At 56.6% G+C, this 22539-nt stretch carries 21 protein-coding genes and 1 riboswitch; of the genes, 4 read left to right on the forward strand and 17 right to left on the reverse strand.

What is annotated here, in order from left to right; translation table 11 throughout:
* Positions 1-28: 28 nt before the first annotated feature.
* The 16 genes from AC58P5_RS09705 to AC58P5_RS09780 all read right to left on the reverse strand — a co-directional run bounded on the left by AC58P5_RS09705 (position 29) and on the right by AC58P5_RS09780 (position 17177).
* A complete protein-coding gene (locus AC58P5_RS09705; protein ID WP_497385928.1) occupies positions 29-175 on the reverse strand; it encodes a hypothetical protein in 147 nt (48 codons plus the stop codon).
* A gap of 190 nt (positions 176-365) precedes the next feature.
* On the reverse strand, positions 366-938 hold the full coding sequence (locus AC58P5_RS09710) for a nitroreductase family protein (protein WP_497385929.1): 573 nt from the start codon (positions 936-938) through the stop codon (positions 366-368).
* A 148-nt stretch (positions 939-1086) separates the two neighbouring features.
* Positions 1087-2661, reverse strand: a complete 1575-nt coding sequence (locus AC58P5_RS09715; RefSeq protein ID WP_497385930.1) for a cobyrinic acid a,c-diamide synthase CobB — start codon at positions 2659-2661, stop codon at positions 1087-1089.
* Positions 2662-2691: 30 nt separating this feature from the next.
* Positions 2692-4173 (reverse strand): cobalt-precorrin 5A hydrolase, encoded by a 1482-nt coding sequence (locus AC58P5_RS09720; protein ID WP_497385931.1) that lies wholly within the window; start codon positions 4171-4173, stop codon positions 2692-2694.
* Positions 4170-4946 carry a precorrin-4 C(11)-methyltransferase gene (gene cobM, locus AC58P5_RS09725; protein WP_497385932.1) on the reverse strand — a complete coding sequence of 259 codons (777 nt, stop codon included), beginning with the start codon at positions 4944-4946 and terminating at the stop codon, positions 4170-4172. The genes AC58P5_RS09720 and cobM overlap by 4 nt, the downstream gene beginning before the upstream one ends.
* Positions 4943-5719, reverse strand: coding sequence for a precorrin-2 C(20)-methyltransferase (gene cobI, locus AC58P5_RS09730; protein WP_497385933.1), 777 nt, complete (start codon positions 5717-5719; stop codon positions 4943-4945). Before cobI ends, cobM begins: the two co-directional genes overlap by 4 nt.
* Positions 5716-6972, reverse strand: coding sequence for a precorrin-6y C5,15-methyltransferase (decarboxylating) subunit CbiE (gene cbiE / locus AC58P5_RS09735; RefSeq protein ID WP_497385934.1), 1257 nt, complete (start codon positions 6970-6972; stop codon positions 5716-5718). Before cbiE ends, cobI begins: the two co-directional genes overlap by 4 nt.
* On the reverse strand, positions 6969-8105 hold the full coding sequence (locus tag AC58P5_RS09740) for a cobalt-precorrin-5B (C(1))-methyltransferase (protein WP_497385935.1): 1137 nt from the start codon (positions 8103-8105) through the stop codon (positions 6969-6971). The genes cbiE and AC58P5_RS09740 overlap by 4 nt, the downstream gene beginning before the upstream one ends.
* A gap of 10 nt (positions 8106-8115) precedes the next feature.
* Positions 8116-8766: a precorrin-8X methylmutase gene (locus tag AC58P5_RS09745; RefSeq protein WP_009673181.1), complete on the reverse strand. Its 651-nt coding sequence runs from the start codon at positions 8764-8766 to the stop codon at positions 8116-8118.
* Complete coding sequence (gene cobK, locus AC58P5_RS09750; protein WP_497385936.1) at positions 8766-9545, reverse strand: precorrin-6A reductase; 780 nt, start codon at positions 9543-9545, stop codon at positions 8766-8768. The genes AC58P5_RS09745 and cobK overlap by 1 nt, the downstream gene beginning before the upstream one ends.
* A complete protein-coding gene (locus tag AC58P5_RS09755; RefSeq protein ID WP_497385937.1) occupies positions 9542-10720 on the reverse strand; it encodes a sirohydrochlorin chelatase in 1179 nt (392 codons plus the stop codon). Before AC58P5_RS09755 ends, cobK begins: the two co-directional genes overlap by 4 nt.
* A 59-nt stretch (positions 10721-10779) precedes the next feature.
* Positions 10780-12699 (reverse strand): precorrin-3B C(17)-methyltransferase, encoded by a 1920-nt coding sequence (gene cobJ / locus AC58P5_RS09760; protein ID WP_497385938.1) that lies wholly within the window; start codon positions 12697-12699, stop codon positions 10780-10782.
* A gap of 356 nt (positions 12700-13055) precedes the next feature.
* A riboswitch (cobalamin riboswitch) is annotated at positions 13056-13246 on the reverse strand.
* Between the two features lie 105 nt (positions 13247-13351).
* Positions 13352-15040 carry a glycoside hydrolase family 13 protein gene (locus AC58P5_RS09765; protein WP_497385939.1) on the reverse strand — a complete coding sequence of 563 codons (1689 nt, stop codon included), beginning with the start codon at positions 15038-15040 and terminating at the stop codon, positions 13352-13354.
* Positions 15041-15059: 19 nt separating this feature from the next.
* Positions 15060-15845 carry a glucose-1-dehydrogenase gene (locus tag AC58P5_RS09770; protein WP_497385940.1) on the reverse strand — a complete coding sequence of 262 codons (786 nt, stop codon included), beginning with the start codon at positions 15843-15845 and terminating at the stop codon, positions 15060-15062.
* A gap of 173 nt (positions 15846-16018) precedes the next feature.
* Positions 16019-16141, reverse strand: coding sequence for a YjcZ family sporulation protein (locus tag AC58P5_RS09775; protein ID WP_497385941.1), 123 nt, complete (start codon positions 16139-16141; stop codon positions 16019-16021).
* Positions 16142-16313: 172 nt separating this feature from the next.
* The gene (locus AC58P5_RS09780) at positions 16314-17177 is read right to left on the reverse strand and encodes a metallophosphoesterase (protein ID WP_497385942.1); all 864 of its coding nucleotides are present in this window, start codon (positions 17175-17177) and stop codon (positions 16314-16316) included.
* A 265-nt stretch (positions 17178-17442) separates the two neighbouring features.
* Here AC58P5_RS09780 and AC58P5_RS09785 point away from each other — a divergent pair, with 265 nt between their 5' ends.
* From AC58P5_RS09785 to AC58P5_RS09795, 3 genes are read left to right on the forward strand one after another with little or no spacing between them, the layout of a single operon-like run.
* Entirely contained in the window at positions 17443-17820 is a 378-nt protein-coding gene (locus tag AC58P5_RS09785) for a GntR family transcriptional regulator (protein WP_497385943.1), read from the forward strand.
* A gap of 13 nt (positions 17821-17833) precedes the next feature.
* Positions 17834-18721 carry an ABC transporter ATP-binding protein gene (locus AC58P5_RS09790; protein WP_497385944.1) on the forward strand — a complete coding sequence of 296 codons (888 nt, stop codon included), beginning with the start codon at positions 17834-17836 and terminating at the stop codon, positions 18719-18721.
* Complete coding sequence (locus AC58P5_RS09795) at positions 18711-19748, forward strand: hypothetical protein (RefSeq protein ID WP_497385945.1); 1038 nt, start codon at positions 18711-18713, stop codon at positions 19746-19748. Before AC58P5_RS09790 ends, AC58P5_RS09795 begins: the two co-directional genes overlap by 11 nt.
* Before the next feature lie 680 nt (positions 19749-20428).
* Here the strand turns inward: AC58P5_RS09795 and AC58P5_RS09800 are convergent.
* A complete protein-coding gene (locus AC58P5_RS09800) occupies positions 20429-21463 on the reverse strand; it encodes an AI-2E family transporter (RefSeq protein ID WP_497385946.1) in 1035 nt (344 codons plus the stop codon).
* 602 nt (positions 21464-22065) lie between these two features.
* On the opposite strand from AC58P5_RS09800, the gene AC58P5_RS09805 reads away from it, so the two are divergent.
* On the forward strand, positions 22066-22479 hold the full coding sequence (locus AC58P5_RS09805) for a hypothetical protein (protein ID WP_497385947.1): 414 nt from the start codon (positions 22066-22068) through the stop codon (positions 22477-22479).
* Positions 22480-22539: the final 60 nt, after the last annotated feature.

Raw genomic sequence — 22539 nt, forward strand, 5'->3', positions numbered from 1 at the left:
GAAGGGACGAGAGACCGCGGTGCCACCCTTATTCGTTTGCCTGCTGCAGGCCGGACTCGAAATCCACGCACCGCAAAAAGAACAAACCTTCGTCTCCGATAACGGGGAGAAAAGCCGTTTCCGTATACTGGGAAAGGTCCATGCGGCTTAAATAAGCTGCTGGTTCCAAGGACATCGTCGTTAGTCCGCTTTCCGTTCCACTTTAAGCTCGGGGATCCATTCGGCCTGCATGTTCCGCCGGTTCACACCACCCACCGGCTCTCTGTACGGAACGAATACCGCTTACTTGTTCCCGTCTTCGCGTTGATTGCATTGATTTTTATTTTATTATACCCCGTTTGCTCTTAAAGTCAACGCGGGGGAACCTACAGCCAGGTCGTTTTCTCTTCATACGGGGTTCTTGCCGTAGGTTTCGCGGGTTCTGCCGGATAGCCGATAAAAAGAGTTCCGACGACCTTCCGGTTCTCCGGTGAACCGATAAATTCGTGCATACGGCCGTCATGGACCAGCCCCACTCCGCGGGTCCGCCAAACAAGGCCCAGACCCAATTCTTCGGCCGTGAGCCACATGCCGTAAATCGCGCAGGCGGCCGCATATTCGTTGTCGCGGCTGGAAGGTTCGTCGCCGGGTATGACGTCGGACGTCACCACGATGACGAGCGGAACGCCCTTGACGGCCTTCATCGTCTCTTCCACCAGATGCGGCTTGGTCGGAAATCTTTCCGTCAAAAAAGCTTCGGCAGCACCCTCGTAGCGCGCTTTGGCTTCTCCTTGGATGACATAGAAATGCCACGGCTCCCTGAGCCTGTCATTGGGGGCGCTGACGGCTGCTTTCAAAAGTGTCCGGATAGCTTCTTCCTCAACGGGCTGTCCGGTATACCCGCGCACGGCCCGCCTTCTGTTCAGCAGGTCCAGAATGGATGCTGCGGCTGTAGTCATGTATGGTGCACCTCCAAAAAAGTTATGAGTTTCTCATTGCTCTGGAACGTTATTAATTCCTTCCTTTGGATCATTCCGGATTCTTTCACCTGCAAACGTCTCATTTTGAACAAGGCACGAGGATTATCCGGAATATCGGTTAGGCCCGTTAATCAAGGCTGTCCCGCATGTTGCGGAAAAGAAGGCACTTCTCTATCCATCTGCGCGGCATGTCCGGATTGGAAGCGAAATGAAGATGGGTATACCCCGATACGAGGCTGCCGCTAAGCGCCCCCTCTTCCTTCGATCCGCGCATTCCTTTCGTTTTATAAGCGGGCGGGAGCGTCGTGGACGCCGCGGGCTCGAATACGGAATAATGGAATTCGTGCCCTCTCGCCGTATCGTCCGGACCGAGCAGGAAATTCCCTTCGGTCCCCGTCGCTTCCCTGTAGCCGAGTGCCGCAAGCTTGGTCTGCATGGTCACGGTGCCCGGAACGAGACCGAGCATCGGATACTGCCTGCCGGTAGTATCCACGATCGCGTCCGTCAGGAACATATACCCGCCGCACTCTGCCAAGGTCGGCAGCCCCGCCCCGATGCCCTCGGCAATGGAATGCTTCATCTCCTGAAGCCCCGCCAAGCGCTCCGCAAATTCCTCCGGGAATCCTCCTCCAAGGTAAAGACCGTCAACCCCATCGGGCAGCTCCTCACCGGCAAGCGGGGAAAAATAAACGAGCTCCGCCCCGTAAGCTTGAAGCAGCTCCAGATTCTCCGGGTAGTAGAAATGGAAAGCCGCGTCCTTGGCGACGGCGATACGTACCCGTGGTTCCGGCGGCCTGGCCCCCTCGGGAGCCGCATCCGCGTTTCCACGTCCCAGCGGGCTTCCTGACGCCTTCGCTGCCGCGCCGCCTCCATCCGCCTCCCGGGGCCGGAAAATCCGGGCAGCCGCCTCCAGCGGCTCCGTATCGGCAGCCTGCAGCAGCCGCTCCAAATCGGTGTGGGCGGAAATGCGTTCCGCCAGCTGCGAGAAGAAAGGCGACAGCTCGCCCCGGCCGATGGACGGGACCAGCCCCAGATGACGCTCCGGCATCGCCAGACTCTCGTCCCGCAGCATATAGCCGATTACCGGAACCCCGCACTCCTGCTCGATAGCGTCCCGTACGATCCGGTAATGCCCCTCGCTGCCGACCAGATTGGCGAAAACCCCGGCGATCCTGACGCGCGGGTCCAGAAGCTGGAACCCTTTCACGATCGCGGCCGCGCTGCGCGCCATGCTTTTGCAGTTCACGACCAGAATGACCGGGCAATGAAGCAGCAGGCTGATTTCGGCCGAGCTGCCTTCGTTCGTTTTCGGGTTTTTGCCGTCATAAAAACCCATTACGCCTTCGATGACGGCGATGTCGGCGTCCCGGGAGGCCCGGCAGTAGATCTCGCGTACGGTGTCCGCCGGAAGCATCCAGCTGTCCAGATTGCGGGACAAACGCCCCGTAACCGCGGTGTGATAGGTCGGATCGATATAGTCCGGACCGCACTTGAAACCTTGTACGGACAAGCCTCTTGCTTTCAAAGCGGCCATAATGCCGATCGTGACCGTCGTTTTGCCTACACCGCTGCCCGTTCCAGCGATAAGGAGGCGCTTGGCTCGACTAACGATCAGACTGTCCGCATCGGGGACAAACTCTGCGGCAGACGCTTCTGCCGTTCCGGAAAGAATTCCCGGTTCTTTTTCCTGCTCAGCAGCCATCTCTGTCCCTCTCTTTCCATGTGCCGATATTTACTGCGGACGCTCCTCGGCGAATGTCTGAATACCGACTGAAATCGTGACGTTACCCGATTTTTTCTTTACAAGGGCCAGGGGGGCGGAGCCGCCGATATATCTTTTGACGGCAGGCTCGCTGACCCCGTAAGCGCCCGTATATTTGAACACGGTAGGAGACGGCCGATCCATCGGCATTTCGTTCAGCTCCTCCGGCGTATAAGTGACAAGCGGCCAGCCGTACTTGCCGCAGACGGCCAGAAGCCCTTCCTCATCCGCCTTCAGGTTGATGGTGCACACCGTCTTCACGCTGCGGATCGAAAAGTCCAGGTCGTCCAGCGTGGAAGTGATCACTTCCTCGATCTCTTCCGCGGGGGTTCCCCGGTTGCAGCCGATACCGAGCACGATCACCTTCGGCCGGTAAAGGACGCCATTGCTCAGAATCGCCTGCTCCGCCGGTGAAAGCAGCCTGTGCGTGACGACGAGCGCCGCATGCGGGCCCGCTTCCAGCGCCTCTTCCACACTGCCGTAGCTGCGGATGTTGGGCGGAACGGGAGTATCCAGAGTCCACCAGCCCGGCTCCCCGGATTCGATGACGACGGCGACCTGCTCTTCGTTGACTACCGAAGCGCTGACCGGAGTCAGTTTGTCGGCGGACTCCCACTCCCAGCCGAACCGGCGGCCGAACAAGTCGACGGCGATGGTTTTCTGGACATCGGAAGCCGTCGTGATGACCGCACGGGCCCCCATCGCGGCGGCGACTTCACGGGCCAGCTCGTTCGCGCCGCCCAAATGTCCGGACAGCACGCTGATGACGTGCTCCCCTTTATCGTCGATGACGACGATGCCCGGGTCTTTTTTCTTGTCCTGCAGCAGCGGCGCAATCATGCGAACGACGGCTCCGAGCGAGATGATGCAGATAATCCCTTTGTATGCGGGAAATAACGCGGGAAATAACATCCTGACGCTGCCTTCGAACAGTTGGATGCCCGCGTAAGGGCTGCTTGCTGTGCTGGCTGCGGCCGCTCCGACCGAGGCCGGGGCGCCTGGCACGGTACGAGCTGCGGAGGCTGTCACCGAAACGGCTTGGCCGCCCGAGAAAGCCCCCGAGTTCACGGCATCCGATGAAGCCGCCGTTTCACTGGCTGCGGCTCTGCCGCCCGGCACTGTCCCGGATGCGGCTGTATCGGCGGATGCGGTGCCAGCCGCGGATACTGCCGCATTTGCGGCTTCCGCCCGGACCGACGCTTCCGCTCCAGCCTCGCCGGAACCCGCGGACCCGCCCCCGTCTGCACCGGAGGAAGATACACGCTCCACGCCCCCGGCAGAGACAGCGTCCTCATCTCCGCGCGCGAACTTGCTCATGTAATAAACATCCACGCCGCCGAAAGACCGGAGCAAGTTGCGGGCAAGCTCCACCCCGTGCTTCGTGATGGCGACAACCGCGTAATCGGACCGTACCCCGATTTCCGGGACGATTCCTTCCTGGAGCGAAATCATGGCTTCACCCCGCGGCGGTAGCGGTGGGTAAACGATTTGTCATACAGCTTGGAGCGGTATTCCTTATCGTGGATATGAGGGTCCAGCGCCCAGCCCGCCAAAATCATGGCATGGGAGCGGATGCCGTTGCTCCGCATATCCGCTTCCAGATTCTCCACCGTCGTACGGACAATCAGCTCATCGGGCCAGGTTGCTTTCTGAACGACGGCTACCGGCGTATCCTTGCTCCAGCCCGCCTCTAGCAGGTCTCCGACGACCTTTTTGACCAGAGTTGCGCTTAAATACAAAGCCAGGGTGCAGTGATGCTTGGCCAGGTCACGGAGCTGTTCGGCTTCCGGCACTGGCGTTCTGCCCTCTGCCCGCGTCAGAATAAGCGTCTGGGTGAGGTCCGGGATCGTAAGTTCCGCTTGAAGCGCGGCGGCGGCGCCGAATACCGAGCTTACGCCCGGAACAATTTCTACGGGAACGTCCGCTTTTTTGAGCAGGGTCATCTGCTCCATAATCGCACCGTATACAGCCGGATCGCCCGTATGTACACGCGCGACCAGCTTTCCTTCCCGTACCCGCGCGATCATAAGGGCGACCATTTCGTCCAGCTCCATGCCCGCGCTTTTGAGCACCTCAGCCTCGGGCTTGGCCCGGGCGATCAGGTCGTCGTTAACAAGTGAGTCCGTATACAGGACGACATCGGCCTCCTGTAACAGGCGAAGTCCTTTTACCGTGATTAGATCGGGGTCTCCGGGCCCCGCGCCGATAATAACCACACGGCTCATTTTCTCACCACCATCAGAGTCAGATATTCAAGCTGCCTGCCCTGGAGTTCCCGCACATCCAGCCAGACGGATTCTTCGGCGGACGTCACTTTCGTGAGCACGGCCGCTTTGTCCGTAAGACCAAGGTCCCCGAGCACCTGCAGCATAAGATCGATCACTTTCGCCACCTTGATAAACACGACGCAGTCGTGCTCTTCGATCGCTTCCCGGACCGCCTTGTAATCGTCCGTTGCCGGAACGATGGCGATCCGCTCGTCTCCGTCGGCCAGCGGTATGCCGAGCCGGGATGCGGAGGCGTTGACGGAAGAAATTCCCGGGACCGATACGGTTTTCGCTTCGGGATGGCGCTGCTTGAGAAAGCGCATCATATGGATAAACGTGCTGTAAAGCATGGGATCGCCCTCCGTAAGAAACGCGACATCCCGGCCCTCGGCCAGATGTTCCCATACGGCATCCACCGTCTTGTTCCAGCTTTTTTCAAGGGCTTCCCGGTCTTTCGTCATCGGAAAAGTCAGCCCCAGCATTTCCTTCGCCGTCGTATCGACGTAAGTCTCGGCAATCGTCAGCGCGTAGCTCTGGGCACCGCTTTTTTTGCGGGGGTACGCGATTACCGGGGACTGCTTGAGAATGCGGAACGCTTTAACGGTCAAAAGTTCCGGATCCCCGGGACCGACTCCAAGCCCGTACAGGGTCCCCGTTGCGCTCGATTCCGCGTGATCCGCGGGTTGCCTTGCACCCGTCGCACGGGTATCGCTTGCTGCATATTCGCTCATGTGGCTGCGTCTCCTTTTTCTACAGGTATGTCGGATGTATCCGTGTTCTCTTCGGGAGGGTGCACGGCAGTCAAGATATAGACCGGATTCAGCGCGTCAAAACGCGTCAGCTGCAAAATGGGCTTGCTCCGCGAAATCTGGAGAAGCTGGATGTCCGTCCGCATCCCTTCTTCGGCAAAAGCGCGCATCGCGTCGCTTAAATTCTCGATGGTGACGGCATTGAGCACAATGCGGCCCCCTTTCTTCAGCCGCGAAGCGCAAATGCGCAGGAGCTCCCTCATCTCTCCGCCGGTACCGCCGATAAAAATCGCATCGGGATCGGAGAACGTCTCCAATCCTTCAGGCGCCTTTCCGTGCACGGCCGTCAGATCGACCCGGAAACGCCGGGCATTTTCATGGCAGTTGGCGAGGTCTCCTTCGTTTTTTTCTATGGCAAAAACCGCTCCCTCGCGGGCAATTCTTCCCGCTTCGATGGCAACGGAGCCGGTACAGGTGCCGATGTCCCACACCACGCTGTCCGGCCGGAGAGCAAGCTGGGCAAGACTAAGCACGCGTACCTCGCGTTTAGTGATAAGCCCTTTGTCCGGCTTGCGCTGGGCGAACTGCTCATCGGGAATGCCGAGCGGCCAAACCGGTGAAGGTCCCGTACGCTTCAGCACCACCAGGTTAAGCGGAGCGCACTCCGTCCGTGCAAGCTGCTCCAGCTCGTACCAGCCCGTGCGCTCGGCGGCGCCCCCGGCATTCTCGGCTACGAAAGCGCGGTATTCGGTCATCCCGTACTCGAGCAGATAAGCGGCTATAGCGGCCGGCGTATTATGCTCGTCCGTCAGCAGCGCTACCTTCGGCCTGCCGTCGATTCGCTGGGCAAGGCCCTTGATGCTGCGGCCGTGCAGGGACACGACGTGCGCGTCCTGCCAGCTCTCCCCCATCCGGGCGAAAGCAAGCTGGAGCGAGCTCAGGTACGGATACAGCTCCACCTGGAGCTTACGAGCGAGCAGGGAGCCGACGCCGTAGAACAGGGGATCGCCCGATGCCAATACGACAACCGTCCGCTCCTCTGCCGCAAGCTGATCCATCCATGCCGACAGGCCACCTTTCAGCACCCGCTTTTCCCCCCGGTAATCCGGAAAAAAAGCCAGATGCCGCTCCCCTCCGACCAGCACCTCGCTTTCTTCGATCCACTGCCGGTACGCCGGGAGCAGGCTGTCCGCCCCGTTGTCCCCTATCCCGATCACTTTAATAGGTTTGTTCACTTGTCTTTCCCCTTTCCGTATAAAACAGCCTGACCCAGAAGCTGGGCTTTCATGGAGATCAGGAACGTTTCAATCGTGACACTCTCGTCCTTCTCCCGCGCCGCCTGCTCCAGCCCCATTTCCTTCAAGCCTTCCCGGCAGCAGCGGCTGCTCATTTCCTCGAAAAAAGCCGTCAGGCCCAGCTCCTGCATCCGGTCCCCTACCTGGGAGGCCGTGTTGGCCGAGAGCACCTCGTCGATGAGCTCCGCATCCGCGCCGGCCGCTTCGGCCAGCTCGGCCAGAAACCCGAAATCCACCGGGGCGCTTTTCGAATGAACCATCATGACGCCCTGAGCCAGCTTGGAGAACTTGCCCATCATGCCGACGAGCGTAATCCTCTTCACGCCTTGGCCGCGGCACTGTTTCAAGGCGAAGCCGACGAAGTCTCCCATCTCGACAAAAGCTTCTTCCGGCAGCCCCGGATACAGGTCGATGCCGAACTTCTCCGAGCGCCCTCCGGTCGAAAGCACGATGTGCTCGCAGCCGCAGCGTACGGCGACCCGGATCGCCTGGGCCACGCTTGCTTTGTAGGCCGACGTGGAAAAAGGGACGACGGTTCCCCGCGTTCCCAGAATAGAAATGCCGCCGATGATCCCCAGACGGCCGTTCAATGTTTTCTTCGCGATTTCTTCCCCGTCCGGAACGGAAACGACTACTTGAACGCCGCGGTCGGAACCGTAAACGTTCAGGACGTCTTCTACCGCTTCCCGGATCATTTTGCGGGGAACGGGGTTGATCGCCGCCTCGCCTACCGGAACGGGCAGACCCGGTTTCGTGACCCGGCCTACTCCGATTCCGCCGTCAATGACGATCCCCGGTTCCGGCAGCCACTTTACCTCGGTAATAATCCGGGCGCCGTGAGTCGCATCGGGGTCGTCGCCCCCGTCTTTGATCGTCTCGGCCGAAGCCGATTCCTCTCCAACCGAACAGGCCGTCATCGTAAACGTGACGACCTCCCCGATTGGCAGCCGGATCGTCGCTTCGCTTTGCAGCTCCTGCTCGATCAGCGCGGTCAGAGCCGCCTTGGCCGTAGCCGCGGCACAGGAGCCTGTCGTGTAGCCGTGGCGGAGCGGTTTGGCTGCCTGCTCTTCCATAGGCGTAAGCTTACCCCCGCTTCTCTGCCATCAGAGACAGCGCATTGACTGCCGCCACCGCGACCGGGCTGCCTCCTTTGCGGCCGATATTCGTAATGAACGGCACGTCGAGCTGAAGCAGCTCTTCTTTGGATTCCGCTGCGGATACGAAACCGACCGGAACGCCTACGATAAGCCCCGGACGCGCTTCGCCTTCCTTGACCAGACGGATCAGCTCAAGCAAAGCCGTAGGAGCATTCCCGATGGCGAAAATCCCGCCTTCCGCTTCACGGATCGCCTTGCGGACCGAAATAATCGCGCGCGTCGTGTTCAGCCTTTTGGCCTCTTCCATCACATCGGGGTCGGATATGTAGACGTTGACTTTGCCGCCGAATTTCTCGATGCGGGGTTTGCTGATCCCCACCTGCACCATCTGAACGTCCGCCACGACCGTGCGTCCCGCGCGGATCGCTTCAATCCCGGCTTCTATGGCACGGGGATGAAAAACAAGGCTGCGGCCCAGCTCGAAATCGGCCGATGCGTGAATGACCCGCTGGACAACCGGGTACTGCTCCTCGGTAAAGTCGTGAGAACCCAGCTCCTCCGTAATCATTTCAAAACTTTTCGCTTCTATTTCCTGCGGCTGAACCGTCAGCGGTTTAAATTCGGTACGAAAGTCCATTAGGTAGATACCTCCTGCAAAAGATCGGCGGCCGCTTTCAGCACGCCCTCATAATCGGAAAAATGAATGCCGTATTCCAGGCCCGGACGGCCGATCACGATCGTCTCGATCCCCATCTCCAGAGCCGCTTCGAGCTTCTCGTCCACCGCGCCGACTTTTCCGCTTTCTTTGGTAATCATCAGCGTCACGCCGTAATGCGCATAAAGCGCTTTGTTAAGCTCCTTGGAAAAAGGCCCCTGCATCGCCACGATATTGCGCTGCTCGATCCCCAGCTCCTCGCACTTCTCCATATTGTCGAGACGCGGGAGCATGCGGGCGACGAGCCTCACGTCCGGCAGCCCGCCAAGACGCCGGGCGAAAATATGCAGCGTCTTGCTGCCCGTCGTCAGCATGACAACGCCGCCGCGCACGGCCGCCAGCTCGGCGGCGTGCGCGTAATCGTCCGCAAACACGATGCCGGGCCGGACCAACAGGTCCGACCCTTCACGTTCGTAGCGGACGTACGGCACAGCCGCCGCTTTCGACGCCGCCATGGCGTTGCGCGAAGCTTCCTCGGCGAAGGGATGGCTCGCGTCTACGACGAGCGAGACCTCTTCGCGCCGGATGAGCGCCGCCAGGGCTTCGGCGTCGAGGCGTCCGACGGCGGCGGCGAGGCCGGCGTCGGTCAGGCTCTTGGCGGCGCTGTCGGTGACGACCGTCGCCAGCACGCGGTGCCCGGCCTGCGCCAGCAGCACCCCGAGCTCGCGGGCGTCGCTCGTCCCGGCCAGGAGGAGGATCATCGTCCGCCCTCCCTGGTGGTCGTGCCTGCGGCTACAGGGCCCGCCGCAGGGGACGCTGCCGCAGACTGCGCCGCTTCGACGCCTGTGGCATCGTCGGCCTCGCCTGCGGCACGGCAGCCGTCCGCGTGGCCGTCTTCGCGATCGTGCGCATGACTGTGCTCGTGGTTATGCGCCTGCCGCTCATGGTCGTGATTATGGCTATGGTCATGCTCATGACTGTGCGCATGTTGCTCATGGCTGTGGTCATGATCGTGCGCATGTCCTTGAACGTGTTCGTTTTCGTGTTCATGTCCGTGATCGTGCTCATGGTCATGGTGGTGATGGTGGTCATGATGGTGATCATGATCATGGTCGTGATGATGGTGATGATCGATATGTTTCATCGCTTCCAAACGGAAGGAACACATATCGCAGTTCATTTTTACCTCGTCCTGAAGCGCCTCGCCCGCGCGATCGCGGAGGATGCCGCCGAGAATCGGATCAAGGCCGAAATAATCGGTCATCTCGAACGTACAATCGGGATAGCGCAGGGAGAAGTCAAGCAGCATGCCTTCCATCCGTTTGATCAGAATCCCCGTAAAAAGAAAATACGGAAGCACGATGACTTTCTTCGCGCCCAATCTCAGGCAGCGTTCGATGCCGTTTTCCAGAAGCGGCGCCGTTACGCCGATAAATGCCGTTTCCACCCAGGGAATCTGAAGCTTTTCCCAGAGCAGGCGGGAAATTTTGAACAGCTCGCTGTTCGCATCGGGATCGCTGCTTCCGCGTCCGACAACCAGCACGGCGGTATCCCCCGGCGTTTCCTCACGGAACCGGTCCGCCCCGCCCAATCTTGCCGTCATGATGTCCACTACACCCTCATGTACGCCGATAGGCCGTCCGTAAATGAACTGCACGCCCGGGTAACGCTCTTTCGCTTCGTCAATGGCACCCGGAATATGAATTTTGGCATGACCGGCGGAAAATAAAATGATCGGCACCACGGCAATCCGTGTGGCTCCTCGGTTGACGCAAGTCTGTATCCCTTGCGGAATGGTCGGTTTTTCAAGCTCCAGAAAACAGGTTTCGATAATGGCCTGCTCCATCGTTTCGGCGAGCCGGCTTACAAACGCCCGGACCTCGCTGTTCCCTTCCGCGTCACGGCTTCCGTGACCTACAAACAGTACCGCATCCATCGGTTCTGCCTCCTTTTTTGTATACCTGTATTTGAATGAAGCCTCTTATTACGGGATCGTTAATCTCCGCACAAAGCGTTTTCGATTTGAAAAGCGGGGACTTCCCGGTGCCGGTAGCCCTCCAGCTCTTTTACGCGGGCAAAAAACTTGTGGAACCGTTCGTTCGGGTGCCCTTCGTTCTGATACTTGGCGACGATCCGCTCTATGGTCTCGACCAGCTTGTCCGGCTCGATGCCTTCCGCAACGGGCTGCGCCGCGTGGGCATTGCGGCCGACGGTTTTCCCTCCGAGGAACAAATCAAACTTCTCCCGGCGGTACACGATGCCGATATCTTCCTTCACCGCGCCGTAACAGGCCATTCCGCAGCCGTTGAAACCGATTTTCATCTCTTTGGGTACGGCCGCCCCGCCCAGAAGACCGTGAAGCTCCTCCGCATACGGCACGGCGTCGCCCTTATCCATATTGCAGAAGTCGCAGGCTTTGATCTGGACCACATCGCCGACCGGAGCCAGCAGAAGCCCTTCGCCGCGAAGCCGCTTCGTTACGGAATCGGGATCATCGGTCCGCAGCTTGACGAGCAGCTGATGATGGGGCGTATATTCCATCGTTCCTTTATCGCCGACGGCATCCGCGAGGACCATCAGCTGTTTGGCTGTGAGGTTTTTGTTCGCAAGTCCGGGGCTGACGGCGAACTCGAGAATAGCCTGCTGGCGGAAAAACCCGCTTGGGGAATCGGAGGAAGAAGCCCCGCCGCGCTCGCCCGTCACGAGACGGAGCGCTTCTTCCGCAAGCTCAAAAGCGGTCGGAGCCGGAGTCCCGACGGAAGCCGCAGGTGCGGCAGGCGGACGGACGGCGACCGCAACCGCCGAATCTCCGTACTCCCCGGCCTTCGAAGCCACCGGCGTATCGTACGCGGACCTTGTCCCGGCCGATTGAATACGGACCGGCAAATCTTCACGGTCGTAGTCGTCGGTAGTGCCGGTTCCCTCGGCTTCCGGGCTGTATTCGCCGTAACCGTCGTCCCCGTATTCGTCATCGTCGAAGAAGGACGGCAGGACGGTGCCGCCGGCTTCCCGCTCTTCCGCGGACCGCAAAGCGGCACCGGACTGTTCCGTCAGGGCCGATGCAGTTTCCGTGCCGGTTTCGTCTTCCTGCTCCAGAGCCCACGGCTCGGCCTCACGCCGCAGACGCTCGTGAGGACGCAGGGGCTGGATATCGCTGTCCAGCGTGTATTTACGCTGATAGCCCCTCGGCGTAATCATGAGCCCCTCATAGTTGCGGGTGGCGGAGTTGCCGATGATCACCGTGGTGAGCATACCGATGTCATGCTCCAGCATCTGGGCAAGCGTCGTCAGCACGACGTGCTCCCTGTCGCGGTAGGCGCTTTTGACGATACCCACCGGAGTATCCGGAGAGCGGTGTTTCAGCAAAATCTGCTGCGTCTCCACAATCTGCCGGGTTCGCCTCCCGCTCCGCGGATTGTACAGCGCGATGACGAAATCGGCGGATGCGGCCGCCTCGACTCTGCGCCGGATGAGATCCCACGGCGTCAGGTGATCGCTGAGGCTGATGGTGCACGCGTCGTGCATCACGGGCGCTCCCAGCAGCGAAGCGCATGAGTTGATCGCCGAGATGCCGGGTACGATTTCGACTTCCACGCCATTGCTCGGCTTCCAGCCTTTCTCGATCAGCACCTCGTAAACGAGACCCGCCATGCCGTATACGCCCGCATCGCCGCTCGATATAACGGCCACCTTGTGCCCCGCCTCCGCTTGTCTGACGGCTTCCTGCGCGCGGCTTACTTCCTCGGTCATCCCCGTACGCACGACCTGTTTGCCGTCGATCAGGCTGCGGATCAGATCCACGTAAGTGTTATAGCCAATAATGACTTCGCTTTCCGAAATCGCCTCGCGTGCGCGTTTTGTAATATGGGCTTCGTCTCCGGGGCCAAATCCGATGATAAGCAGTTTACCGGCCATTCCCATTCCTCCTCTTCCCTGTAAAGAAAGCTGCAGCGTTCCGCTGTGCAGCCGTTATCGTGCGGTCCGGCCTTCATGCGTCGTACAGGCGGACCTTGTATATGCACGGCGGTGCCCTTGCAGGCGTACCTGCCGTTTGCCCTCTCCATCTCGTGCGGACAATAAAAAAAGCATTTCTATCCTCCTCGGATAGAAATGCTTCGAACTTTCGAGCCATTAAGCGGGAATATCCCGCATATGCTTCCAACCCGCACAGTCCGCCGGTCACGGGCAGTCTTGTACGCCCACGTCCGGCAAGCCGCCGTTGGCAGCAGATTCAGCCGTTCTCAACACCTCCCTAAATCCTCGTAGGTTATCTAGTGTTATTCAAACAGGCAGGTCTCCTGGCTCAGAGCTTTCTTCGGCGCCTTCCCGGAAAATCCAGTGACGTTAATGCCGAAAAAAATTTTCCCCTGCGATTGCAGGGGGCTCCTTACAGTGGCGGGTCCGCGTCGGTCTTTCACCGAACTTCCCGTTTTAAGCCGAACCCTGTTCTTAAGGACTGTCTGATCCGTTCGAATGGGCTCCGCACCTGTTTTTACCATATTCGATTGTGTTCTGTTCATCATAACATCCGGTCAAAGAACTTGTCTATGCCGATAAAACGCTCCCCTTACCCGAGCAGATAAACCCTGGCTTCATAGGGCCTCAATTTGAGGACGCGGGTATCTTCACCGGAGACGGGATCGTAATTCGAAATGAGAAGCTCCGCGTCTTCCCCCTCTCCCAGCTCATCCGGCCATGTAAACTCCGGCGTTCCGTCGAAAAAGTTCAGAACCGCCAGCAGCTTCTCCCCGTCCAGCGTCCGTGTATACGCATAAATTTCCGTGTCCAGCGGAAGCAGCAGCTTGTACTCGCCGTAAACGACAACGGGGTGCTTTTTGCGAAGCGCGATCAGGTTCCGGTAATAGTGGTAGATGGAATGGGGATCGGCTGCCGCTGCCGCCGCGTTAATCTCTTGGTAATTCCGGTTGACCTTGATCCACGGCTCCCCTGTCGTAAATCCGGCGTTCGCCGTATCGTCCCACTGCATGGGGGTGCGGGCATTGTCCCGGCTTTTTTTCCAGATGGCTTTCATGATTTCGTCCTGGGGCTTGCCGAGCAGCTCCGCCTGCTTATAGTAATTGATCGTTTCCACATCGCGGTAATCGCCGATCAGATCGAACGCGACATTGGTCATGCCGATTTCTTCTCCTTGAAAAATATACGGGGTCCCCTCCAGCGTCAGGAGAAACGTGGCCAGCATTTTGGCGGATTCCACCCGGTACCGGCCGTCATCTCCGAACCTCGAAACGGGACGGGGCTGATCGTGATTGCCGAGATAATTGGCGTTCCAGCCTTTATCGTGAAGGACCGTCTGCCAGCGGCTCATCACTTTTTTCAGCTCCGGCAGAGTCCATGGCTTCGACTCCCATTTGCCCGTACCGGCGGAAGCCGCATCCAGATTCATATGCTCGAACTGGAAAACCATGTTCAGCTCATGGCGCTCGTCCCCCACGTAATCCAGCGCCTGCTCCGGACCCAGTCCGGATGTTTCGCCTACCGTCATGATGTCATAATCGAACAGCACCCGGTCATGAAGCTTTTGCAGCAGCGTATGTACCTTTTCCAGATTGGAAAAAAGCTGATAAGCCTGCACAACGGGCAAGTGCTTGGGATTATCGGCATCCGGCAGCCCCTGCGCTTTTACGATATGAGCGATGGCATCGAAGCGAAAACCGTCGACTCCCTTGCCGAGCCACCAATGCACCATCCGGAACAGCTCGTCGACCATCGCCTCGTTCTCCCAGTTGAGGTCGGGCTGATGCTTCGAATACAGATGCATGTAATACTCGTCCGTCTCCGGGTCGTGCTCCCAGACGCTTCCGCTGAAATAAGACTCCCAGTTGTTCGGAAAAAGCCCCTTTGCCCCCTTTCTCCAGATGTAATAGTCGCGTTTGGGATTATCCCGGGAAGAGCGCGCTTCTTTAAACCAGGCATGCTGGTCGGAGGTATGGTTCAGCACAAGATCCATCATGATTTTCAGCCCGCGCTTGCGCGCTTCCAGAAGCAGCTCGTCGAAATCCTCCATCGTGCCGTACTGCGGATCAATCGCGTAGTAATCGCTGATATCATAGCCGTTGTCCGCACCCGGCGAACGGTAGACGGGACACAGCCAGATGACGTTGACGCCCAGCTCCGCAAGATAATCCAGCTTGGAAATGATCCCGCGAAGGTCTCCTCGGCCGTCTCCGTCCGAGTCCTTGAAGCTGGACGGATAAATTTGATACACGACACTTTCTTTCCACCATGTTTTGTTCAATTAAGTTCTCTCCTCTCTGTCAGCCTCTTCCTCCTTGGAACGACGGATATTTCGTCATCCCTCCGTCCGCGAACAGCGTAATGCCGGTAACATAGCTGGACTCCGACGATGCCAGCCAGGCGGCTACGGCCGCAATCTCTTCCGGTTTGCCGATATATCCCATCGGAATAAGGGCTTCCACGCCGGCGCGCGCCTGCTCGTCGGCGAATTTCGTTTCGTTGATGGGCGTGTCGATAGCCCCCGGCCCGATATTGTTGACCCGGATTCCTTTGGGCGCAAACTCCAGCGCCAGCGTTTCGGTCATCATTTTGACGCCGCCTTTGCTCGCCGCATAATGGACGAAATGCGGCCACGGTATCATTTCATGCACACTTGAAAGGTTGATAACGACCCCTCTGATTTCATGCTTCAGCATATAGGAGATAGCTTCGCGGCTGCCGAGAAACGCACCGGTCAGGTTCACATCCAGCACTTTGCGCCAATCGGCGGCGGACAGCTCTTGAGAAGGAACTTCATTCTCGATTCCGGCGTTATTGATCATCACATCCAGTGATCCGAAGTGCTCGTGGGCGGTTTCGACCAGCTTCTTCACGTCCTCTTCTTTCGTCACGTCTCCACGGAGCGCCAGCGCTCTGCCGCCCGAGGCTTCCACTTCTTCGATCAAGGCGGGAATGCTTTCTTCATGGGTCAAGTAATTGATCAGGACATTCGCTTTCTCTTGACCGAAACGGACGGCGGCCGCTCTTCCTATCCCCGTGGACGCTCCCGTGATAGCAACCGTTTTTCCTTCCAGATCCTTATACATGGCGGTACCTCCTTGATTTTGGAATGCGGGCCTCAAAGAAGACCTCCACCTTACTTACACGTTTCGGAAGGAAAAAACGCATAAAAAAAAGAACAAACCCCGGCTGCAAGCCGCCTGAAGTTTGTTCATCTACGCTTACGGCCGTTAATCCGGCCGACGGAACTTATAAGGAATTAGTACAGGAATGCGCGGGAAATGATAACCAGCAGAATGAACAGAACCAGAATTGCGCCTACGCTCGTACCTACGCCCACGGGTTTTCCACAGCCTACGCCTACTCCTCCGTAATAACCCATCTTTCGTATCCCCTCTCGGTGAGTTATTGTCTTACCGTACACTATATGTGGGTTCGAAAAGATGGAGTGGACGTCAGCCCGCATTCGTTCAAAATGAACGATATTCCGCCGGAGCCTACTCCGGGTTCTACTGAGGGATTCTACTGGCGGGTCCTCTGGGGCGTCTACGGAGTTACGGACGCTTTTTTAACGTGAACACCGTCAGCTCGGGCCGGCACCAGAACCTCACGGGGTGCATCGTCATGCCGATGCCCCGGTTCGTGTACACGTGCAGCTTGCCTCCGCCGAGTTTGTACAAGCCGTCGACATACTTGCGCCCGTACATCGGCGTCGTAATAGCTCCGTAGAAAGGCAGCCGCACCTGCCCGCCGTGGCTGTGCCCGGACAGCTGCATATCGACCGGCGCCTCCAGCGCGATATCCGCGAAATCCGGGGCATGGGAAAGCAGGAGCACGAAGTCGTCTGCGCCTGCGCCCTTCAGCGCCCGGTTCAGATCGGGGCGGCCTTCCCACATGTCATCGACACCGGCCACCCGGATCAGCGACTTTTCTATGCCGACCGCAACGGACCGGTTCGTTAGCAGCTCGAAGCCTCCAGGCTTCAGCACCTTCTCCGTCTCGCCGGGAGAGCCGTAATAATCGTGATTGCCGAGCACCGCGAATTTACCCAGCGGGGCCTTGAGTCCCGCCAGTGCCTGGCTGACCACCGGAGCGTCGTACACCCGGTAATCGTATAAATCACCGGTGAAGCACAGCAAATCCGGCTTGAGCGCATTGATCCTATCCACCAGCTGCGGCAGGTCTCCGGGCGCCAGATAAGGGCCGATGTGAACATCGCTGAACTGGACGACACGCAGGCCGTCGAACGCCTGCGGCAGCCGTTCCAGCTCCAGCCGGACATGCTTGGTGCGGATCCAGTGCGGCTCGGCAAACCGCGCGTATCCGTAGGAAACAAAAGGGGCTGCCAACAAAGCGCCTGCCAGAAATTTGCCTTTTGCCAGAAAGGCTCTGCGTGTCATCTTCGGATTGGGGTCCATCGTGTTTCCTTTTCCTTTCTCCGGTTTATTTGTACCCGATTTTAACATGTCTCCGGCCGGAAGGCCAAAAGTGCGGGATTCTCTTTCTTCAGCATAGTTAAAGTACCGAAAAATACGGGTTGACAAACCCTCTTTATTTTCCTTAATGTACTAAGTGTACTACATTTAGTAATACACCACAGAAGATACTTTAAAATTTTACCCGGCCTATCGGACATCACGCGTTCTTCATCCTACTTACGCCAAGAAAGGGGTGCCTCCTCCGATGATCAAAATCAACGAGCGAAGCGAACTTCCCATATACGAACAAATCATACAAGGAATGAAAGAACTCATACTGAAAGGGGCGCTGCAGCAGGGAGACCGTCTGCCCTCTGTCCGGGAACTCTCCGCCACCGTCCTGGTCAATCCGAATACGGTCAGCAAGGCTTACCAGGAGCTGGAACGCCAAGGCATTATCGAAACGCTGCGCGGTAAAGGCACCTTTGTCGCCAAACCGTCTTCTCCGGGCATGGAAAAAGAACGCCTCGAAAAGTTCCGCTCCGCTTTCCGCCAGCTTCTCGTCGAAGCCGCTTATCTCGGAATCGGGCCCGATCAGCTTAAAGACTGGACCGACCATTTTTACAAAGAAATCAAAGAGTAAAGGAGTCCCCCTTATGCTAAACGTTGAAGCTCTCTGCAAGCGTATCGACGGACGTCCGGTTCTGGAAGATATCCGGTTCCGGCTGGACCCAGGCTCTATCGCCGCGCTCGTCGGCCGCAACGGTGCCGGCAAAACCACCCTGCTCCGGACGCTTGCCGGCATACTGGACCCGGACCATGGAGAAGTCCGATGGGAAGGCCGCTCCATCCACGAGCATCCCGAAGCCAAGCGGAATATCGTATATGTACCCGATTCCCTTGATATGCTGGGAGGCTACACGGCCAAGGAATGCGCGGACCTTTATCGTCTTGCCTATCCCGACTTTGATCCGGCTTATTTCGCGGACCAGGTCCGCAGATTTCAGCTCCCGGAACGCAGAAAAATCCGCACCTTTTCCAAAGGCATGAAGGCGCTTATGGGCATTCTTCTCGCTTTTTCGTCGAAAGCCTCTCTTATTCTTCTGGATGAGCCGACGAACGGGCTCGATCTTATCGTCCGCAAGCAGGTCCTTTCCTTCCTGGTCGAAGAAGTCGCCGGCGGGAACACATCCGTCCTGATTTCGTCTCATCAGCTGCAAGAGCTCGAGCGTATCACCGATACAGTCATCATGATCCGGGAAGGAAAGCTGGAGACCGTCTCCTCTCTAGAAGAAGCCAAAGGTTCCCTGCACAAGCTGCAGGTCGCGTTTGGCGGCGAACCGCCCCGGGATTTCCTGAATCTTTCTCAGGTCAGAGTATTAAATCATGTGGGCCGCGTCTATACGCTCCTGCTGCAGGACGATTCCGGGCAAACCTTGCAGCTCCTGGAGCAAATGAATCCGCTGCTGCTCGACCGGCTTGCCATTCAATTGGAGGATGTATTCGAATACCGTCTGGGAGAGGAGAACGATCATGCTGTCTAAAGCTTTATGGAAAAAAGACTACAAGCAGGCTAAGCTGCTGTTGTGGCTTATGCCTGCGGCGGGGTTTCTGTTTCTCGTTTTTAACCGGATGAACGAATTGATCATAATGGAGCCCGGAAACATTAAACGGCAGCTGCAACTTATGCGCGAGCATCCGGAAAACGCCACGATATATTCATTCGGCCATGAATTTACCGACTACCGGGTTGCGCTGGCTGTCCTGGTGCTGGGAGTCGCGGTCCTGCTTATCGGCATGGAGCGGCGCGGCCTTCATCAGGATTTCACCTTCTCCTTGCCGTTCAAACGCACTCACATTTACTTGAACAAATGGCTTCTGGGGTTTGTTTTTATCCTCGGATCGGTTCTGTTTACGAACCTACTGGATATGACCGTTATTCTGTTGTCGCCCTTTCATGATTATTTCTCCCTGTCTGTTCACGTGCGTGAGGTCTTTCGTTCAACTCTTATATTAACCGCTTGGTATACCATTGTCCTGTTTGCAGGGACGTTCACGGGCGGGGCTTTGACGCAGATTCTTCTGTCCCTGGTCGCCAGCATACTGCCGATGGGTCTGAAGAACATGTTAAGTTCTTTCTTATCCGTTTATTGGTCCGGATATAGAGAGCTGTTAAGCCCGGCTATCAGACACAACTGGCATTATTTAAACCCTTTGGATCTCGTTACGGGCGGCAGTTATTCACCGGCTTCGCTTTATCTATTCGGGATATGCGCGGCCTACATCCTGATTTTCCTGGGAGCCGGGCTTTACGCTTATTCGAAAAACAAACCGGAAAACAACGGCAGGGCCATTCTTTTTCGCGGGCTGGAACCTTACTTTTTGTGGGGCGCCGTAGTTTGCGGAGCTTGCTTTACCGGGATGGTCAGCAAAAATTTCACAGCCGCCTACTATCAATACCAGCCAAACGGCATGACTTATTACGGCTATGGCCTTGCTTTCCTTCTCGGCGGAGCGGCGGTTTATTGGGCTATCCGTTTCCTCCTGAAACGCCGTTTCAAATTCATTTAAGAACAGCTACAGGGATAAAAATGGGCACCGCAAAAACGGCGAAAACAGAACACGGAAACAGAAAAAACCCGCCAGCCATGCTGACGGGTTTTTCGTATGTTCGTTTTACTGCCTGTAGCGGGTTATGTGTCCATCTGCTTCTTTCTTATGCCATGGCTACTATGGCGGGAAAGAAACCCACTGCCGTTTCTATAGAAAATGTCGTTAGTATGCTCATATAGAAGGCTCGAAGAAACGGCCTTGTTTTCTAGTTCCTAATGATCTCTGAATAAAGAAATGACCAATTAGTGTTCCTAAAACAATGAAAGCCCTACCTCTCTTTCATCCTTGCGGCTCCGATGACCGCGCCAGTGTGAATCAAGTAACACGGTAAACAAATTCTTAGGGTTGTTGGAATTTGATTCGGTGGAGGAATGTTATTCATAAAAGAGGAACTAAAAAAGAGGGTTTAACAATACAATTACATATTATATCACAGGCAACAAAATTTTTCAACATCCAATTTTGAATCAATGCGCTCATCCATAGCCTCACCCGGAAAACCTGTGCTTTTGCCCTTGCATGAGCATCGGCCAAGGTATCGCAGGCGGTCAAGTGAGCGGCCATCCATAAGCCACTTGCCGACGGAAAAAAACCAAAAAGAGCAAACTTCCCTTTAAGGGACGCTTGCTCTTTTTGGTTTAAGAAACGGTCTCTTTTTCCCGGGTCACATCCAGTACGTCCAGCAGGAACATAAAGATCGGAATCCCGATAATCAATCCCCACACGCCCATAAAATGCTCGGAGAAGATGAGGACGATAAAAGTGTAAAACACGGGCAGGTTCGTTTTGGCCGACATCAGTTTCGGATTCAGCATGTAAGCTTCCAGGGCATGCAGAATAGCAACCAGGATAAGCACATACACGACCATCATGATTCCGTCTATGCTGTAAGCAATCGTACAGAGCGGAATCAGGGACACGATAACGCCCGCCACGGGGACGAGGCCCAGCAGGAAAATCATCAGGCCGAGGCCGAACAGTTGAGGAAAGCCGAGAATCCACAGCGCGATGACGGACAGGATGCCGTTGACGAGCGCAATGAGGAACTGGGCTTCCAGCACCTTACCGAAAGAGTGGACAAAGCGGCTGCCGAAATAGGCCACCTCTTCGTAAAACGCCGCGATTTTGCTGTCTTTAAACTTCGCGGTAAAGCGGATGATTCTCGGCTTCTCGAGCAGGAAAAACAAGCTGAGGAGCAGGGCGATGAAAACCTGCAGAAGCACTTTTCCGATGTCGGTCACCGATTTGAACACAAAACCGAAGCCCTGGTTCATATACTTCGAAAGCTCGGTTTGTTCAATGTAAGGTTGAATCAGGTTGATGATATAGCTGAGCACTTCGTTGTCCTGCGGCTGTGTATAAAATTCATACAGCTGCCTGACGACCTGCGATACCTGGACGGCCACGACAGGCAAATACCTGTACATCCCGATCCCCAGCAGCGCCAGTGTAACCACGTACAGAATCGCCACGATCCAGCGCCGGTCCACTCTCATATACCGGTTCAGCCTGGATGAGACGAAGAATTGCATACGGTCCATCAGAAAAGCGAAGATGAACGTAAGCAGAATGAGATTGATCATGCTCTGCATAGCATAAAGAATAAGGGCAAGCAGGGCGAAAATCAAAATCCTCCGGAAACCTTTGCTTTGAAAATATTGTCTGGTAAACATGTGATGGTGTGCTCCTATCCTCACAAACTCGGGGGCCTTTCCGCCCGCTCTAACTCTCTCTACTATATAACGAATTGACGGGGAGATGGTTCCGGTATTTCAAAACTTTCAGAAAAAATTGGCGGGCGACACGCCCCTGCCCTTGCGATTATGATAAAAAGTATGAAAAAGGAGGCGGTTTTATGCGGGAACTTCCTGCATCTTTGCGGCAAATGCTGCACAACGGCTGGTTCTGGGTCGCTGTGGCGGCAGGCGCGATGGCCGGAAGTTTGAGCTGGCTGCTGTACATGAGGCTCTAAGGGGCTTGTTTTGCACCACGGCAGGCGGAAAACAGGGATTACGAGCTCTCTCCTCTTATACATCCTGTCTAACAAAAGGACTTTCTAAACCCAGAGAGTGAAAGTTTGATAGAATCCAAGGTTCCGAAAGCAGTCTGCTCCTCTTGATAGACGGGGCTGGCTGTTTTTTTCTGTTTGTACGGCTTACCCGCGGCAATGAAGCGAATCTTTTACAAATACTAAATTTACAATTTTGCCTTTTTATGTTATTTTTTAAGATAGGTTGGCCAACCTAGCATTTATTATAACCCGGAGGTGTCATTTATGAAAAAAATCGTTGTCCTCACGCTTCTTTTCCTGCTGACCTTAGGAGCTTCATCCGCTTACGCCGAAACCGAGCCTAACGATACTTACACAACCGCCAATGTCTTATCCCAGGGAGCCAACTATGGCAAACTGAGCGGTTCCCTCGACAGAGACTGGTGGTCCGATCAAGTTCCGGCCGGCAGCGTACACAAAGTCACACTCACGTCTCCTGCCAACTATCCTTACCTGATCACTCTATACACGCTTTCCCCGCTCGGCTTGCCCGTTTACCAATCGTCCGCGAGCGGCAACGGATCGGTCACGCTGAACGGCGGCGCGTCCGGAACGAATTATTTCGTTAAAGTGACGCCTGCTTTCCTGAATGTCGATACGAGAAAAAATTACACGCTCACCCTGTCCAACGTCGAATAAAACGTTTAAAACGTTACGTTTTCTTGACGGTATAAGATTTCGGAAGAGCCCGATTTATCT

The sequence above is a fragment of the Paenibacillus sp. JT31N7 genome (assembly GCF_059692095.1).